Below are 15,997 nucleotides of genomic sequence, written 5' to 3' on the forward strand. Positions count from 1 at the left end.
CCAGCTCAAGCGGCAGCGCTGTGGCCACTGGAGTGCCCGACGATTTCGGCACAGCCGGTGCGCCAGGACGGATGCGCCGGGTGCCAGCCGAGTTCGCGCCTGGCTTTGACGTTCGAGCCCGCCCGCACCTCGGTCATCATCGCCACCACATGTTCGCCGGCGAGCAATCGGCCGAGCCAGATGGGCACATGGAATGGCGGCTTAGCGCCGACGATCGCCGCAAGCGCCGGCAGCCATTCGCTGACTTCCGCGGGCTCATCGTCAACGATGTTGTAGATATTGCCGGCCTCGCCGCGCTCGATGGCGGCAACGGTGGCGGATGCAGCGTCGGCGACATGAATGAAAGACCACCAGCCGCCACCATCGCCGATCATCGGCACGCGGCGGCGCCGCAATTGATCGATCATCGCCCGCGACAGTATGCCGGTGTCGGGACCGTAGAACGATCCGTATCGGAGCACGATTCCTTCCGGCTGATCCGAGCCGGTGACGGCGCGCTCCAGATGCTGGATCGCTTCCAGCGTGCGTCGAAGTTCCTGCGGCGGATCGGGATCGAGCGGATCGGCCTCGGTTTTGACAGGTGCACCGGTTCGGCCATAGGTCCAGCCACAGAAGCTTTGCGCGACGAAACGCCTGACACCGGCTTCGCGCGCGGCCGCCAGCAGGCAATCGGTGCCGAGCGTGCGCAGCCGGTTGGTGACAGCGAAGGCGCGATCGAAATGGCGGAGATCGGTAACATCGGCGAGGTCGGTCATCTCGTGGACGATCACCTCGGGCTGCTTCGCAATGACCGCCGCGCGGACAGCCTCTGCATCGAGGCCATCGACGATGACGGGCTCGACGCCCATCTGCCCGATCGCCTCGGCTTTCGCTGCTGTTCGCGTCGTGCCGATCACCGAATGGCCGGCCCGGATCAGGGCGGGAACGAGTTGTCGGCCAATAGCGCCGGTGGCGCCTGCAACAAGGATGCGCATGGCATTGTCCCACGTCGGTTGCAGCCCTCTGGCACGTAATCCAGCCGAACACGAATTCAAGCGCGGGAATTTGACAGAAGCGCAAAACAAAAAAGGCGCGCTGTTCGCGCGCCTTTTGATGTTGGACTGTAATCGCCCTAGCGGATCGTGACCGGGGCTGGCAGCGGCGGCACCGTGGTCGGCTGGGTGCCCGGCAGCGGTGCGGCGGCCTGCGCCTGGGTTGGCGCTGGGGCGGCCGCAACGGGCCCGCCGGGCGACGGCGCAGCGGAGGCGGTGGCGGTTCCAGGCGGCGGACCACCCGGCAGCACCACGACGCGGGTGCCGACCTTCACGCGCTCGAAGAGGTCGGAGACGTCCTCATTCAGCATGCCGATGCAGCCGGAAGAGACGAACTTGCCGATCGTCGAGGGCTGGTTGGTGCCGTGGATGCGGTACACGGTCGAGCCGAGATACATCGCGCGCGCGCCGAGCGGATTGCCGGGGCCGCCGGCCATGAAGCGCGGCAGATAGGGTTGACGCTCGATCATCTCGGTGGGTGGATACCAGTCCGGCCACTCCGCCTTGCGGCTGATCTTCTGCACGCCGGTCCAGGTGAAGCCATCGCGGCCGACGCGAACGCCGTAGCGCATCGCGCGGCCGCCGCCCAGGATGTAATAGAGGTAGGTGTTCGACGTATCGACCACGATGGTGCCTGGCGGCTCCTTGGTCGCGAACGAGACCTCCTGGCGGCGCAGGTTCGGCGGCAATTGCACGGGAGCGGCCTCCGGCTGCTCCTCCGGCGGCAGCGCCGCGACCGTCATCGGCCTGCCGTCGCTGCCGACCTGGGGCTGCTGCGACACGGCGCCGGTGACGGTGGGCGCACCACCCGCGGCGCCCACCGACTCCGGCGGACGCATGGCGCGATCATCGGGATAGTTGTAACTCTGCGCCGGCCCTTGGGGACGATCGGCATAGATCACCGCCGGCGGGCCTGCCGGCCGGCCATAGCGCGGATCATCCGGCGACATGACCGGGCCGGTCGGCATGGTCCGATCCGAATAGACCGGCGGGGGCGCGCCCATCGGGCGGCCATACCGAGGATCGTTGGGCGAAAGCACTGGTCCGGGCGGCGACAGCGACGCCGAACTCTGGCCGTTCGGCGCCTCGTCGTCCTCCTCAAAGACATCGAAATCCGACGGCCGGCGGTCGTCGCGCACGTAGCCGGGGGGTGGCGGCGGATACGAGCCCTGAGGAGCGGAATAGACCGGACCAGGCCCTGCGGGGTAGCCCTGCTGCGCCTGCGCAACCGAAGTTCCTGCCGCGCCGAGCGCTGCGGCAGCACAAATCGTCAGAATGCGGTTGATCATCATCGCTCTTGTATAGTCCCCAAGCCACACCGGACCGTTAACGGCACTTGAAGGAAGATAGCGGCGCATTCAAGACAATTCCGCGAAATCCGGGCCGAATCGGTCATTTTGTGATTGGGCAGTGATCGCTGCGGCAAAGATGCCTCACCGTCAGGGAAAAGTTATTCCGGGGGACTACGGGCGTCATTGCTTTGACATTGGTTGCGATATCCTCGAATCGGCCTGATTCGCTGCCCGCGAGCGGCTTCCCTGTGATCACCGCGTTTCCTCTGGCTCAACAGAACACTTCGGCAAAGACGGAACCGCGCCATGCTTCCCGGCCTTCGTTTCCTGTTCGCGGCAATCGTGCTGTCGACGTCGGTCCTGATCTTCGGACTTAGCGCTGCCGCGCTGCTCCGGGCCGCCCATGAGGAAGTCGCGAGCATCCCGGCGCGACGCAGCCCGCCGGAGCCCGTCTTCGCGCAAGCCCAAACACAAGTTCAAGCGAAGCCGCCGACGCTCGCCATGCTGCGCGTCGAGGCGCCCGCAGCAGAGACAACAGAGAAGGCGCCGGACAGCGCCGAGACGTCCCCTGCTCCGACCGTACCAACCGCCGATGCTCCCGCGCCGGCCGAGCTCGAGCAGATGGCCGCCGTGAAGCCCGAGGAGGCTGCCTCAACCGAGACGCCGCCGGTCGAACCGCCTCTAGCAGATGCTCCGGAACCCCAGGCGCCGACGACGGCAGCCCAGCCGGAAACTCCTGCGCCCGCCGAAGAGGCCAAGCCTGCGGCGGTCGCAGTGGTCCCGCCCGCGAACGACGCCACGCCGGCCGCACCCGAGGCGCCGACCTCAGCGGAAGCGAGTCCGGCGGCGGCCAAGATCGCCACGCTGGGCGGCCCCGCGGTCACCGTCGAGCAAACGACATCAGCAAAGAGCGCGGATGCGAAGCCGGATCAAACCGCGGCCAAGAAGCGTGCACGGGCGGAGCGTGCCAGGGAGCGCCGGCGCCTCGCGGCGCAGCAGCAACGCCTGGCGCCGCAGGTCATCCCGCAGCAGCAGACTTTCGATCCGTTCGGCCAGCCGGTGTTCGTGCGCCCCACGCGCTGATCGTCTGCAATCACGCAGGTCCCGTCGCGATCGGCGGCCCGTCCTGCAATCCCCATTCGGCCCAGGAACCGTCATAGAGCGCACCGCCGCGCACGCCGAGGCGATAGAGCGCGAGCGTCAGCACCAGCGCCGACACGCCAGAGCCGCAACTGGTGACGATCGCCTTTGCCGTATCGACGCCGGCGGACGCAAATGCCTTGCGCAACTCATCGAGCGGCTTCATCGCCCCAGTCTTGGCATCGAATAGATCGGCGTAGGGAACATTGCGGCTGCCAGGGATGTGGCCGGAGCGGCGGCCGGGCCAGGGTTCGACGACGGTGCCCTCGAACCGCGGGCGCGGCCTCGCGTCGATCACCTGCTCCTTCCTGGTCTCGATATTACCGAGCAATTGCTCCTTGCTGCGCACGAAGCTCGGATCGAACCTGGCCTGGAATTTTCCAGGCTTCGGCGTGACGGGCCCGGTTTCCGTCGGCCGCCCCTCGGCCTTCCACTTCTGCAAGCCGCCGTCGAGCACCTTCACGTTCGGATGACCGAACGACAGGAACATCCACCACGCCCGCGGCGCGGCAACCCAGCCGCCAGCATCATAGGCAACCACCGTGTCGCCCGAGGAGATGCCGAGCGCGGAGACGTCCTGCGCGAACTGCTCGGCGGCCGGATACATATGCGGGCGCGGGTCGTTCTTGTCGGCGATCGCATTGACATCGAAGAACACTGCACCGGGAATGTGGGCGGCGATGAAATCGTCGGCCGGCAACGGCACCACACCCGGCATCTTGTAGGAGGCGTCGATCACCTTGACCTTGGGATCGCCGAGGTGGGCGGCAAGCCAGTCGGTGGAGACGAGCGGGTCTTCGGTGGTGGTCATGGAAGGATCTCCGGCACTTCGCAAATCGTCATTGCTGGGCTTGACCCGGCAATCCATCCTCTTCGGGAGGATGGCCCTTTTGTCAGGATGGACACGCGGGTCAAGCCCGCGTGTGACGAGCTTATGTCTTCTTCGGCTCCCACTTCTCGATCGGGCCGCCGGCGTCGCGCCAGGCGGCGAAACCGCCGCCCATATGGGCGACCGGCTTCAGCCCCATGTCCTGCGCGGTCTTCGCAGCCAGGGCCGAGCGCATGCCGCCGGCGCAATGGAAGATGAACTTCTTGTCCTCTTGGAAGATCGGCTTGGCGTAGGGGCTCGCCGGATCGATCCAGAACTCGAGCATGCCGCGGGTGCACGAGAAGGCGCCCGGGATCTTGCCGTCGCGCTCAATCTCGCGGGGATCGCGGATGTCGACGATCACGACATCGTCGTTCGGGAGGATCTTGATCGCATCGGCGGCGCTGACGGTCTCGATCTCGGCATTGGCTTCGTCCATCATCTGCTTGATGCCGCGGTGAATGGTCTGGGGCATGGGGCTCTCCCTTGGTTGTTGTTTGTCATTCCGGGGCGATGCGTAAGCATCGAACCCGGAATCTATTCCTCCGCCGGCGCAAGTGGCTAAATGGATTCCGGGCTCGTCCTTCGGACGCCCCGGAATGACGGGAGCTATCGTACCAGTTCCTTCATCGCATTCTCCAGACCTTCGATCGTGATCGGGTACATGCGCTCGGAGAAGATGCGGCGGATGATGGTGGTCGATTCCGAATAGTCCCAGTGCTTCTGCGCCACCGGGTTGAGCCACACCGCGTGCGGATAGGTGCGGATGATGCGATCGAGCCAGATCGAACCGGCCTCCTCGTTCACGTGCTCGACCGAGCCGCCGGGGACCATGATCTCGTAAGGCGACATGGAGGCGTCGCCGACGAACACCACCTTGTAGTCGTGCGGGTACTTGTGCAGCACGTCCCAGGTTGGGGTGCGATCGGTGAAGCGCCGCTTGTTCTGCTTCCAGACGCCCTCATAGAGGCAGTTGTGGAAGTAGAAATATTCCATGTGCTTGAATTCGCTTTTCGCGGCCGAGAACAATTCCTCGACCTGCTCGATATGCGAATCCATCGAGCCGCCGATATCGAAGAACACCAGCACCTTCACCGCGTTGCGCCGCTCGGGGCGCATGTGCACGTCGAGATAGCCGTGGTTGGCGGTTTCCTTGATCGTGGTGTCGAGATCGAGTTCGTCGGGGGCGCCGGTGCGGGCGAACTTGCGCAAGCGTCGCAGCGCGACCTTGATGTTGCGGATGCCGAGCTCGACATTGCCGTCGAGATCCTTGAACTCGCGCTTGTCCCACACCTTCACGGCGCGGTTGTTGCGGTTCTTCTCCTGGCCGATGCGGATGCCTTCGGGATTGTAACCATGAGCGCCGAACGGCGACGTACCGGCGGTGCCGATCCATTTGTTGCCGCCCTGGTGCCGGCCCTTCTGTTCCTCAAGCCGCTTGCGCAGCGTCTCCATGAGCTTGTCCCAGCCCATGGCTTCGATCTGCTTCTTCTCTTCCTCGGTGAGGTATTTTTCCGCGAGCTTCTTCAGCCATTCCTCGGGGATCTCAGCCTTGTCCATGGCATCGAGCAGGCTCTCGAGGCCCTTGAACACGGTACCGAAGACGCGGTCGAACTTGTCGAGGTTGCGCTCGTCCTTCACGAGCGCCGAGCGCGACAAATAATAGAAATTCTCGACGCTCTGCTCGGCGAGGTCGGCGTCGAGCGCCTCCATCAGCGTCAGATATTCACGCAAGGTCACAGGGACCTGGGCATCGCGCAGCGATGTGAAGAATTGCAGGAACATGTTCCATAGATTGCCTGCCGGGGTCGCGCCGTCAAGGGCACACGGGGTCTTTAGGACAGCATTACGGGTTCGCCACGAAGGTGTGAGCGTCATTCCGCAAGGCGGAAACGGCCCGCCTAAATTCGAGGCGGTAGCGATGACCTCAGTTGCGTTCAGACGCTGGAATCCACGCTAGACCTGCTTGGTTTTTCCATTAGTATCAAATTGAAACTCATTCTGACGGGGTAGTATGAAATTCACCGGTACCAAGGATTATGTCGCCACCGATGACCTCAAAGTCGCTGTCAACGCCGCCATCGTGCTGGAGCGCCCGCTTCTGGTGAAGGGCGAGCCCGGCACCGGCAAGACGGTGCTGGCCGAGGAAGTCGCCAAGGCGCTCGATGCACCGCTTCTGACCTGGCATATCAAGTCCACCACCAAGGCGCAGCAGGGCCTCTACGAATATGATGCGGTGTCGCGATTGCGCGACAGCCAACTCGGCGACGCGCGCGTCTCGGATATCAAGAACTACATCAAGCGCGGCAAATTGTGGGAAGCCTTCACCAACGAGAAGCGCCCGGTGCTCTTGATCGACGAGATCGATAAGGCCGATATCGAATTCCCCAACGATCTGCTGCTCGAGCTCGATCGCATGGAGTTTTTCGTCTACGAGACCGGCGAGAGCATCAAGGCCAAGCTCCGCCCGATCGTGATGATCACTTCCAACAACGAGAAGGAGTTGCCGGACGCGTTCCTGCGCCGCTGCTTCTTCCACTACATCAAGTTCCCCGATGCGGACACGATGGAAAAGATCGTCGGCGTGCATTTCCCCGGCATCAAGAGGCGCCTGGTGGAAGAGGCGTTGCGCATCTTCTTCGAGGTGCGGGAAGTGCCGGGCCTGAAGAAGAAGCCTTCGACCTCCGAATTGCTCGACTGGCTGAAGCTGCTGCTGAACGAGGACATCACGCCGGAAATGCTGCGGGAGCGCGATCCGCGCAAGCTGATCCCGCCGCTACATGGCGCACTGCTCAAGAACGAACAGGACGTGCACCTGTTCGAGCGGCTGGCGTTCCTGAGCCGCCGCGAAGTCTGACGTGACGATTTCCGAAGCGCCGGGAGCCCCCGGCGCTTCGTGCCTATACCAACAAAACAACAAAGAGCAGGGAAGATGAACGTCCAAACGCAGATTCGCGCTGCCGAGCCCGTCACGTCTGAGCATTTCGACGTCCTGATCGTGGGCGCCGGAATTTCCGGAGTCGGAGCCGCCTACCACCTGACCACGCAATGCCCCGGGACCAGCTTCGTCGTGCTGGAGACGCAGAAGACTTTTGGCGGCACCTGGAGCACGCATCGTTATCCCGGCATCCGCTCCGACAGCGACCTGCACACCTTCGGCTATCGCTTCAAGCCGTGGACCAGCGCGCCGATCGCAACCGCCGCCGAGATCCTGAAATATATGGGCGAGGTGATCGAGGAGAACGACCTCGCCCCCCACATCCGCTATCGTCACACCATCACATCGGCGAAATGGTCGAGCGAGGCCAATCTCTGGACCATCGACGCCACGCGGACCGACACCGGCGAGCACTTCCGCTTCACCACCAATTTCTTCTGGATGTGCCAGGGTTACTACCGCCATGCCGAGGGCTATACGCCGGAGTGGAAGGACATGGCCAAATTCAAGGGCCCGATCGTGCATCCGCAGAAATGGCCCGAGGATCTCGACTACAAGGGCAAGCGCGTCGTCGTGATCGGCTCCGGCGCCACCGCCGCGACTCTGATCCCCGCGATGGCCAAGGACGCCAGCCATGTGACCATGCTGCAGCGCTCGCCGACCTATTTCCGAACCGGCCGCAACGCGATCGAGATCGCCGAGCAATTGCGGCAGTTGCAGGTCGACGAGAAATGGATTCACGAGATCACCCGCCGCAAGATCCTGTTCGACCAGGACGCCTTCACCCGCAAGACGTTCGAGAAGCCCGAAGAGGCCAAGAAGGACTTGCTGTCGGCGGTGGAAGCCTATCTCGGCAAGGATTATGACATCGCCACCCATTTCACGCCGCGCTATCGCCCGTGGCGGCAGCGCATCGCCTTCATCCCCGACGGCGACCTGTTCCAGGGCATCAGGGCCGGCAAGGCGTCCGTCGTAACCGACGAGATCGAACGCTTCACCGACAAGGGCATCCTGCTGAAGTCCGGCAAGGAGTTAGAGGCTGACATCATCGTCACCGCGACAGGCTTCAATCTGTGCGCCACCGGCGATATCGAGTTCGAGCTCGACGGCAAGCCGCTCGATTTCGCCGATACCGTGACCTATCGCGGCATGATGTTCACGGGCGTGCCCAACCTCGTCTGGGTGTTCGGCTATTTCCGCGCGAGCTGGACCCTGCGCGTCGACCTCGTCGCCGACTTCGTCTGCCGCCTGCTCACGCACATGAAGGAAACCGGCGCGAAGAAGGTCACGCCGGCGCTGCGGCCGGAGGACCACAACATGCCGATCCTGCCGTGGATCGACGAAGAAAACTTCAACCCCGGCTACATGCTGCGCGGCATGCACCTGTTGCCCAAGCGCGGCGAAAAGCCGGAATGGCAGCACAACCAGGACTACTGGGCCGAGAAGGACGAGTTTCCGACGATCGATCTGACGGACAAGGCGTTCGTGTACGAGTGAAGGACTTTCCCCTCATGGTGAGGAGGCGCGCAAGCGCCGTCTCGAACCATGAGGCCCCGCCTGTTGCCTCATCCTTCGAGACGCGCTGCGCGCTCCTCAGGATGAGGAGAAACAGCGTCAGGCGTATTCCGCCAGGGCCACGGCGGCCGCCGCCTGCTTGCCGCGGATCATGTCGGAGGCCTTGTCGGCAATCATCATCGTCGAGGCGTTGAGATTGGCGGAGATCATGCGCGGCATGATGGAGGCGTCGACCACGCGCAGGCCCTGCAGTCCGTGGACGCGGAGCTGGTCGTCGACCACGGCCCATCTGGCATCCGCCGGACCCATCCGGCAAGTGCAGCCGGGATGGAAGGTCGTCGTGCCGCGCTCGGTCGCAGCCGCGAGGAATTCGTCGTCGGTCTGCACGTTCGGTCCGGGGAAATCCTCGTAGTCGTAGTAAGGCGCAAGCGGCGCCGACTTCAACAGGCGGCGCGCCAGCTTCATGCCGGCGACCACGACGCGGCGATCAAGCTCTTCGACGAGATAGTTGGTCTGGATGATCGGCGGCGCGAACGGATCAGACGAGCGGATGCGGACAAAGCCGCGGCTCTCCGGCCGCTGCTGCCACGAGGCGACCGTCATGCCGGGCTGATCCTCGAGCTGGCCCTGCACACCTTCCTTGTAGCTCGCCGGCGTGAAGGTGAGCTGGAGGTCCGAACTCTCCGTAGTCTCGCCCGAATGCCAGAAGCAATAGACCATGGTCGGCGACAGCGACAGCAGGCCGCGCCGTGTCGTCGCCCATTTCAACGCCTCGACCCACAGGCTGAGGCCCCGCCGAAGCTCGTTGATGGTCCGGATGTTCTTCACGCGCGCGACGGAACGCGGCGCGTAATGGTCCTGCAATCCCTCGCCGACACCGGGCAATGCGTGGCGCACCTCGATGCCGTGCGACTGCAACAGCTCCGGCGAGCCGACGCCGGACAATTGCAGGACCTGCGGCGAGTTGTAGGCGCCGCCGGAGAGGATCACTTCCTTGCTGGCTCGCACCTCGACCGGCTCGCCGCCCCGCCCTCCCCGCAAGTAACGCACGCCGACCGCGCGCTTGCCCTCGAAGATGATGTTGGTGACATGCGCATGCGTGCGCACGTTGACGTTCGGCCGCTTCCGCGCCGGATGCAGGAACGCTTTCGCCGCGCTCATGCGCAGGCCGTTCTGGATGGTGCGCTGACAGTAGGACACGCCTTCCTGGATCGCGCCGTTGTAGTCAGGATTGCGCGGAATGCCGAGGCTGACCGCCCCCTCCATGAAGGCCTCGCAGAGCGGGTCCTGCCAGTCCATGGTGGTGACCGTGAGGCTGCCGTCGCGGCCGCGATAGGTCTCGTCGCACTCGCCGACACGACGTTCCATCCGCTTGAAATAGGGCAACACGTCCGGATAGCCCCAGCCGCGGTTCCCGAGCTGCGCCCAGGTGTCGAAGTCCTGGCGCTGGCCGCGGTTGTAGATATGGCCGTTGATCGAGGACGAGCCGCCGAGCGTCTTGCCGCGCGGCGCATAGATGCTGCGGCCGCCGGTCCAAGGGCCCGGCTCCTGCTGGTAGGCCCAGTTGACGCTCTTCATGTGGAACGTCTTGATGAAGCCGGCCGGCAGATGGATATAGGGGTGCCAATCCTTCGGGCCTGCTTCGAGCACGCACACCGTAGTGCCGGCATCCTCGCTCAAGCGGTTGGTAAGAACGCTACCGGCGGAGCCCGCGCCGATGATCACATAATCGAACGTTTCCATCGTCTCGTTTCTGGCGCGGCAGAGCGGCTACCGCGGCTTTTCGTTGAGTTGATAGGTGAGGTGCGCCTTCACCGTCGGCCATTCACTGGCGATAATGCTGTAGACCACGGTGTCGCGCAACGTGCCGTTTGGTGCAATCTGGTGGCTGCGCAGGACGCCGTCCAGCTTGGCGCCGAGCCGCTCGATGCCGCGGCGGCTCTGGTGGTTGAAGAAATGCGTGCGGAACTCTACCGCAATGCAATCGAGCGCCTCAAAAGCATGCGTCAGTAACAGCAATTTGCACTGCGTATTGACCGCGCTGCGCTGCACACGCTTCGCGTACCAGGTCGAACCGATCTCGACGCGCCGGTTGAGCGCATCGACATTCATGTAGGTGGTCATGCCCGAGATGGTGCCGGAGGCATCGAACACCGTGAACGGCAGCATCGATCCAGCCGCCTGCAGGCCAAGCCTGCGGTCGATCTCTTTGCGCATGTCTTCAGGCCGAGGGATGAAAGTGTACCAGAGCTTCCAGAGCTCGCCGTCCTTCACGGCCTCAACGAGACCATCGGCGTGATCCGGCGACAGTGGCTCCAGCCGCGCATGCGCGCCGCGAAGGGTGATAGGTTCAAGCCAGGGCATCCGGTATCCTTTCCGTCATTGCGAGGAGCGACAGCGACGAAGCAATCCATCTGTCCGTACGCGGCGCCATGGATTGCTTCGCTTCGCTCGCAATGACGCCTTAGCACTATTTATTCAAAAAATTCAGCGGCAGGCCAGGCCGCGCCCAATCCATCGCGATCAGCTCGCCCTTGCCTGACAGCGTGATGTAGGCGGTCTTCAGCTCGGGTCCGCCGAAGGCAATGTTGGTGGTGACGCGGTCGCCGGTCGGCACCTGCTCGACCAGGGTACCATCAGGCGCGATCACGGAGATGCAGCCCGAGACCAGCGTCGCCACGCAGACATTTCCGCTCGCTTCCACCGCAAGCGAGTCGAACATCTGGTAGCCGCCGAGCCCCGCAATCGGCTTGCCGCGTTCGCCGCGATAGATCACGTCGCGCGGCTTGACGGTGCCCGGCTCGGAGAGATCGTAGGCCCACAGCCGTGCCGTGGGGGTCTCGGCGATGTAGACCGTGTTCTCGTCCGGCGACAGGCCGATGCCGTTGGCCGGCAGCAGACCATGCACGCCCTCGACGATCTCCTTCATGCCGGGCTTGATGTAGTAGAACGCGCCGACGTCCATCTCGCGGGCGCGGCGCTTGCCGAGATCGGAGAACCAGAGTCCGCCGTGCTTGTCGAAGACAAGGTCGTTCGGTCCCCTTAAGGCATGCTCGCCGCATTTATCGACGACGGTCTCGACCTTGCCCGACTGCAGATCGACGCGCTGGATCGAGCCACCGATATAGTCTTCCGGCTGCGGCCCCGGCATGATCATGTTGCGCGTCGGGATCCAGCTGAAGCCGCCATTATTGCAGATGTACATCTTGCCGTCGGGGCCGAGCGCCGCGCCATTGGGGCCGCCGGGAATCTGCGCCACCACTTCCTTGCGCCCGTCCGGATAGACCCGCGTCAACCGTTTCCCGCGGATTTCGACCAGCACCACCGATCCGTCCGGCATCACCACCGGCCCTTCCGGAAATTCAAGATCGGTGGCGAGAACGCGGATATTGGCCATGAAATCCTCCCGGCTACTTGTGGCTGCAAGGGGATTTTTGGACCGCCCCACGCAACGTATTGTTTGCGCAAAGTTATGGCAAAGACGCTCCTGCTTGCCAAGCAAGCGCGGAGCAGGGCAGCCTTGCGAGCTGCCGTAGGATGGGTAGAGCGAAAGCGAAACCCATCATCTTGCCCCATCGCATCTGGCGCATTGATGGGTTTCGCTTCGCTCTACCCATCCTACAAGTCCATCACTCCTTCACAGGTACCCAGATCTCGAGGCCGCCATTGCCGGTCATAGGATCGAAGTTCTCGTCATAGCGCTCGAAGTTCGGCGCATCGGCCGCCTTCATACCGGACTGCGGCAGCCAGTGATTCCAGATCGTGTTCACGGTTCGCCGGATCGTGGAGATGTGCTCGCCATGGGTGAAGACCGCATATCTCTGCTCGGGGATGCGCACCCGGCTGAACTCGCGCGGCAAGTCGGAGAACTCGGCGACCTCGACGCCGGCGATATAATCGAAATTGCCGGCGTCATCGCCGTTGCAGCAGACGCCATAGGCGACGTTGCCAATGCGGCCGGGAATATTGCCGACCGTCTGGTGAAATCGCTGCCACTGGTTCGGAATGCCGGCGCCGTCGCAATTGGCGTGATTGTAGCGTTCGCCGACGCCGGCGACGAGGAACGCCTTTCCGGTTGCAATGCGTGGCGGGCTGAGATGATCGAGCGCGGTTGAATCCATCATGATCGGCTCCTGTAGCTTCAGCTTGCTGAGGCACGTCGTGGCGCGAACCGTTTCAGGCGTGACGCCGAAATGGTCGCGAAACGCGCGAGTGAACGCTTCGTGGGAGCCGTAGTCCGCATCCAGCGCAAGGCTGAGAATGTCCGGCGCGCCGCCCGCAAGCGCGCGAGCCGCCTCGCTGAGACGGCGGGCGCGCACGTAACGCATCACCGGAAACCCCGTCGCCGCCGCAAACGCGCGCACCAAATGGAAGCGCGAGACACCGGCGATGCCGGCGATCTCGTCGAGCGTCAGCGGCTGACCAAGATGGCTCTCGATGTACCAGAGCGCCTTCTGGGCTGGATTCATGGCTGTCGGGCCTTCCCTCGAAACGCGTCCATCATGCGTGATCGCGCCGTGCACCGTTTGACAGTCCTTGCTGTCCCGCAGCAATCAAAGCGTCGTTCCGTCCCACGGAAATTGCAACCCTCCCCGTCGCTGGCAAGGCATAGCCAATCGTGCATACTCGCTGACGCATCGATCCGACGGCTCACATCAAGCTGCCCATAATCAAGACTGCAATAGCCGCGGCGAACTGTCAGGGAGGACAAAGATGCACTACCGGCTCTTGAACTATGCCCAATCCATGCTGCTTGCGACACTTCTGGCTGTCGCGCTCGCGGGAACCGCCAGCGCACAAAAGAAATACGACCCCGGTGCCACCGACACCGAAATCAAGATCGGCAACATCATGCCATATTCTGGCCCGGCCTCGGCTTACGCCACAATCGGCAAGACCGAAGCGGCCTATTTCAAGAAGCTCAATGCGGAAGGCGGCATCAACGGCCGCAAGATCAACTTCATCAGCTATGACGACGCCTATAGCCCACCGAAGACGGTCGAGCAGGCCCGCAAGCTCGTCGAGAACGACGAGGTGCTGCTGATCTTCAACCCACTGGGTACGCCGGGCAATACCGCAATCCAGAAATACATGAACTCGAAGAAGGTGCCGCAGCTCTTCGTCTCCACCGGCGCCGCCAAGTGGAACGACCCGAAGAATTTCCCGTGGACCATGGGCTGGCAGCCCAGCTACCAGGTCGAAGCGCGGATCTACGGCAAGTACATCCTGCAGAACTATCCGGGCAAAACGATCGGCGTGCTCTACCAGAACGACGATTTCGGAAAGGATTACGTGATCGGGTTGCGCGAGGGCCTCGGCGATCAGGCTGGCAAGCTGATCATCGTGGAGGCCTCCTATGAGACCAGTTCGCCCACGGTGGATTCCCAGGTGGTCCAGCTCAAGGGCGCCAATCCCGACATCTTCGTCAACATCGCGACGCCGAAATTCGCGGCGCAGGCGATCAAGAAGATCGCAGAGCTGGACTGGCACCCGGTGCAGTTCCTGACCAACGTCTCCGTTTCGATCGGCGGCGTCATGAAACCGGCCGGCTATGAGGCCAGCCAGGGCGTGCTGTCCACCAACTATCTGAAGGATCCCAAGGACGCCGAATGGAAGAACGATCCCGCGATGAACGAGTGGCGGGCGTTCATGGGTAAATGGTATCCTGAAGGCGATCTCGACGATGCCGCGACCGTGTTTGGCTATGGCGTCGCCAAGGGGCTCGAGCAGGTGCTGCGCCAATGCGGCGACAACCTCACCCGCGAGAATGTCATGAAGCAGGCGGCCAATCTCGATTTCCAGATCGGCATCTACCTGCCGGGCACCCGCATCAAGACCGGACCGAACGACTTCGCGCCAATCGAGCAACTCCAGATGACGCGCTTCAAGGGCGAGAGCTGGGAGCGGTTCGGCCCCGTCATGAGCGGCGAGAAGGGCTCTTAACGCTCAACCTAAGACACCATCGAACCCGTCATGCCCGGGCTTGTCCCCGGCATCCACGTTGGGCACTTAACGGCGAAGGGCGTGGATGGCCGGGATGAGCCCGGCCATGACGGAGCACTCGGCATCCACCTTTGGAGGCACCTTATGAAAATCACTGATATCCGCGCACACCACATCCGCATCCCCTATGACGCCGGCCCCGCGAGCTTCCGGCAGGGCGCGTCGGCGATCGCAGCGCTTGACATGGTGCTGGTCGAAGTCTCGACCGATAGCGGCCTCACGGGCTGGGGCGACGCCTTCGCCTATGTCTGTCCACAGACGACCCGCACCGCAATCGAGGAGATGATCGCGCCGCAGGCGCGTGGCCTCGACGTGCCTGATGCATCCGGCATTCCCGCCGTGATGGAGCAGATCCAGCGCAACCTGCATCTGTTCGGCCGCTACGGCATCACGATGTTCGCGATCTCGGGGTTCGACATCGCGCTGTGGGACCTTGCCGGCAAGATCAAGGGCGTGCCGCTGCATCGGCTGATCGGCGAGGCCACACGCGCGAGGATCCCGGCCTATGCGAGCCTGATGCGTATCGGCACGCCGGAACATATCGCCGGCGAATGCGAGGCCGCGCTCCGTCGCGGCTACGGCGCGATCAAGCTGCACGAGACCACGACGCCCGCGGTGTTCGCGGCACGCAACGCGATCGGCAGCAACGTCCCGCTGATGGTCGACATGAATTGCCCGCTGGACGGCCCGAGCGCGATTGCTTTCGCGCGAGACTGCCAGGCGGCAAGTCCGATGTTCCTCGAGGAGCCGGTCTGGCCGCCGGAGGATTTTGCCACGCTCGCCGACGTGCGCGCCAAGGGCGGCCTCGACATCGCGGCCGGGGAGAATGCCTGCACCGTGCACCAGTTCCGCCAGATGATGACGGCGGGCGCCGTTAGCCATGCGCAACCCTCGGTAACCAAGGTCGGCGGCATCACCGAGTTCCTGAGAGTTGCGACGCTCGCCGACGAACTCGCCATCAAGATCGTTCCACACTCGCCCTATTTCGGACCGGGCTTCCTGGCGACGCTGCACCTGATGTCGATACGCCACGACGGCTTCATCGAAGCCTTTTACATGAAACGGCCGGCCTGCCTCTGGCGCGGCCGCGCCGATGTCGATGCAAGCGGCAGCGTGGAGGTGCCGCAAGGGCCCGGCCTCGGCTATGAGCCCGACAGAGACGTGATGGAGCAGTACCGCGTGTCGTAGGGGGCTTCTCACCCCAGGCGTC

At 63.6% G+C, this 15,997-nt stretch carries 14 protein-coding genes; 5 read left to right on the plus strand and 9 right to left on the minus strand.

Annotation, left to right across the window (positions count from 1 at the left end):
- Positions 1-5 precede the first annotated feature (5 nt).
- Together AC5ZGW_RS04605 and AC5ZGW_RS04610 are read right to left on the minus strand one after the other, a co-directional pair.
- Positions 6-974, minus strand: coding sequence for an NAD-dependent epimerase/dehydratase family protein (locus AC5ZGW_RS04605; RefSeq protein ID WP_130229903.1), 969 nt, complete (start codon positions 972-974; stop codon positions 6-8).
- Between the two features lie 137 nt (positions 975-1,111).
- Complete coding sequence (locus tag AC5ZGW_RS04610) at positions 1,112-2,323, minus strand: L,D-transpeptidase (protein ID WP_496113885.1); 1,212 nt, start codon at positions 2,321-2,323, stop codon at positions 1,112-1,114.
- Between the two features lie 306 nt (positions 2,324-2,629).
- Between AC5ZGW_RS04610 and AC5ZGW_RS04615 the strand changes: the two genes are divergently transcribed.
- Positions 2,630-3,406, plus strand: coding sequence for a hypothetical protein (locus AC5ZGW_RS04615; RefSeq protein WP_130228155.1), 777 nt, complete (start codon positions 2,630-2,632; stop codon positions 3,404-3,406).
- Positions 3,407-3,416: 10 nt separating this feature from the next.
- Here AC5ZGW_RS04615 and sseA read toward each other — a convergent pair whose 3' ends face one another.
- The 3 genes from sseA to AC5ZGW_RS04630 form a co-directional block, all read right to left on the minus strand.
- The gene (sseA, locus tag AC5ZGW_RS04620; RefSeq protein ID WP_130228156.1) at positions 3,417-4,274 is read right to left on the minus strand and encodes a 3-mercaptopyruvate sulfurtransferase; all 858 of its coding nucleotides are present in this window, start codon (positions 4,272-4,274) and stop codon (positions 3,417-3,419) included.
- Positions 4,275-4,395: 121 nt separating this feature from the next.
- Positions 4,396-4,806: a rhodanese-like domain-containing protein gene (locus tag AC5ZGW_RS04625; protein WP_130228157.1), complete on the minus strand. Its 411-nt coding sequence runs from the start codon at positions 4,804-4,806 to the stop codon at positions 4,396-4,398.
- Between the two features lie 134 nt (positions 4,807-4,940).
- Positions 4,941-6,116 carry a vWA domain-containing protein gene (locus AC5ZGW_RS04630; protein WP_028166113.1) on the minus strand — a complete coding sequence of 392 codons (1,176 nt, stop codon included), beginning with the start codon at positions 6,114-6,116 and terminating at the stop codon, positions 4,941-4,943.
- Positions 6,117-6,345: 229 nt separating this feature from the next.
- Here AC5ZGW_RS04630 and AC5ZGW_RS04635 point away from each other — a divergent pair, with 229 nt between their 5' ends.
- Entirely contained in the window at positions 6,346-7,188 is an 843-nt protein-coding gene (locus AC5ZGW_RS04635; RefSeq protein WP_130228158.1) for an AAA family ATPase, read from the plus strand.
- Between the two features lie 75 nt (positions 7,189-7,263).
- Positions 7,264-8,766, plus strand: a complete 1,503-nt coding sequence (locus AC5ZGW_RS04640) for a flavin-containing monooxygenase (RefSeq protein ID WP_130228159.1) — start codon at positions 7,264-7,266, stop codon at positions 8,764-8,766.
- 117 nt (positions 8,767-8,883) lie between these two features.
- On the opposite strand, the gene AC5ZGW_RS04645 is transcribed toward AC5ZGW_RS04640, so the two are convergent.
- From AC5ZGW_RS04645 to AC5ZGW_RS04660, 4 genes are all read right to left on the minus strand, one after another.
- Positions 8,884-10,527 carry a GMC family oxidoreductase gene (locus tag AC5ZGW_RS04645; protein WP_130228160.1) on the minus strand — a complete coding sequence of 548 codons (1,644 nt, stop codon included), beginning with the start codon at positions 10,525-10,527 and terminating at the stop codon, positions 8,884-8,886.
- Positions 10,528-10,554: 27 nt separating this feature from the next.
- Positions 10,555-11,148, minus strand: a complete 594-nt coding sequence (locus tag AC5ZGW_RS04650) for a GNAT family N-acetyltransferase (protein ID WP_130228161.1) — start codon at positions 11,146-11,148, stop codon at positions 10,555-10,557.
- Between the two features lie 106 nt (positions 11,149-11,254).
- On the minus strand, positions 11,255-12,181 hold the full coding sequence (locus tag AC5ZGW_RS04655; RefSeq protein ID WP_130228162.1) for an SMP-30/gluconolactonase/LRE family protein: 927 nt from the start codon (positions 12,179-12,181) through the stop codon (positions 11,255-11,257).
- Positions 12,182-12,413: 232 nt separating this feature from the next.
- Complete coding sequence (locus AC5ZGW_RS04660; RefSeq protein ID WP_130228163.1) at positions 12,414-13,253, minus strand: AraC family transcriptional regulator; 840 nt, start codon at positions 13,251-13,253, stop codon at positions 12,414-12,416.
- A gap of 244 nt (positions 13,254-13,497) precedes the next feature.
- Between AC5ZGW_RS04660 and AC5ZGW_RS04665 the strand changes: the two genes are divergently transcribed.
- Together AC5ZGW_RS04665 and AC5ZGW_RS04670 are read left to right on the plus strand one after the other, a co-directional pair.
- Complete coding sequence (locus tag AC5ZGW_RS04665; protein WP_496113872.1) at positions 13,498-14,727, plus strand: ABC transporter substrate-binding protein; 1,230 nt, start codon at positions 13,498-13,500, stop codon at positions 14,725-14,727.
- 144 nt (positions 14,728-14,871) lie between these two features.
- Positions 14,872-15,975, plus strand: coding sequence for a mandelate racemase/muconate lactonizing enzyme family protein (locus AC5ZGW_RS04670; RefSeq protein ID WP_130228164.1), 1,104 nt, complete (start codon positions 14,872-14,874; stop codon positions 15,973-15,975).
- Positions 15,976-15,997: the final 22 nt, after the last annotated feature.

This window comes from Bradyrhizobium sp. Crot121, from assembly GCF_059512385.1.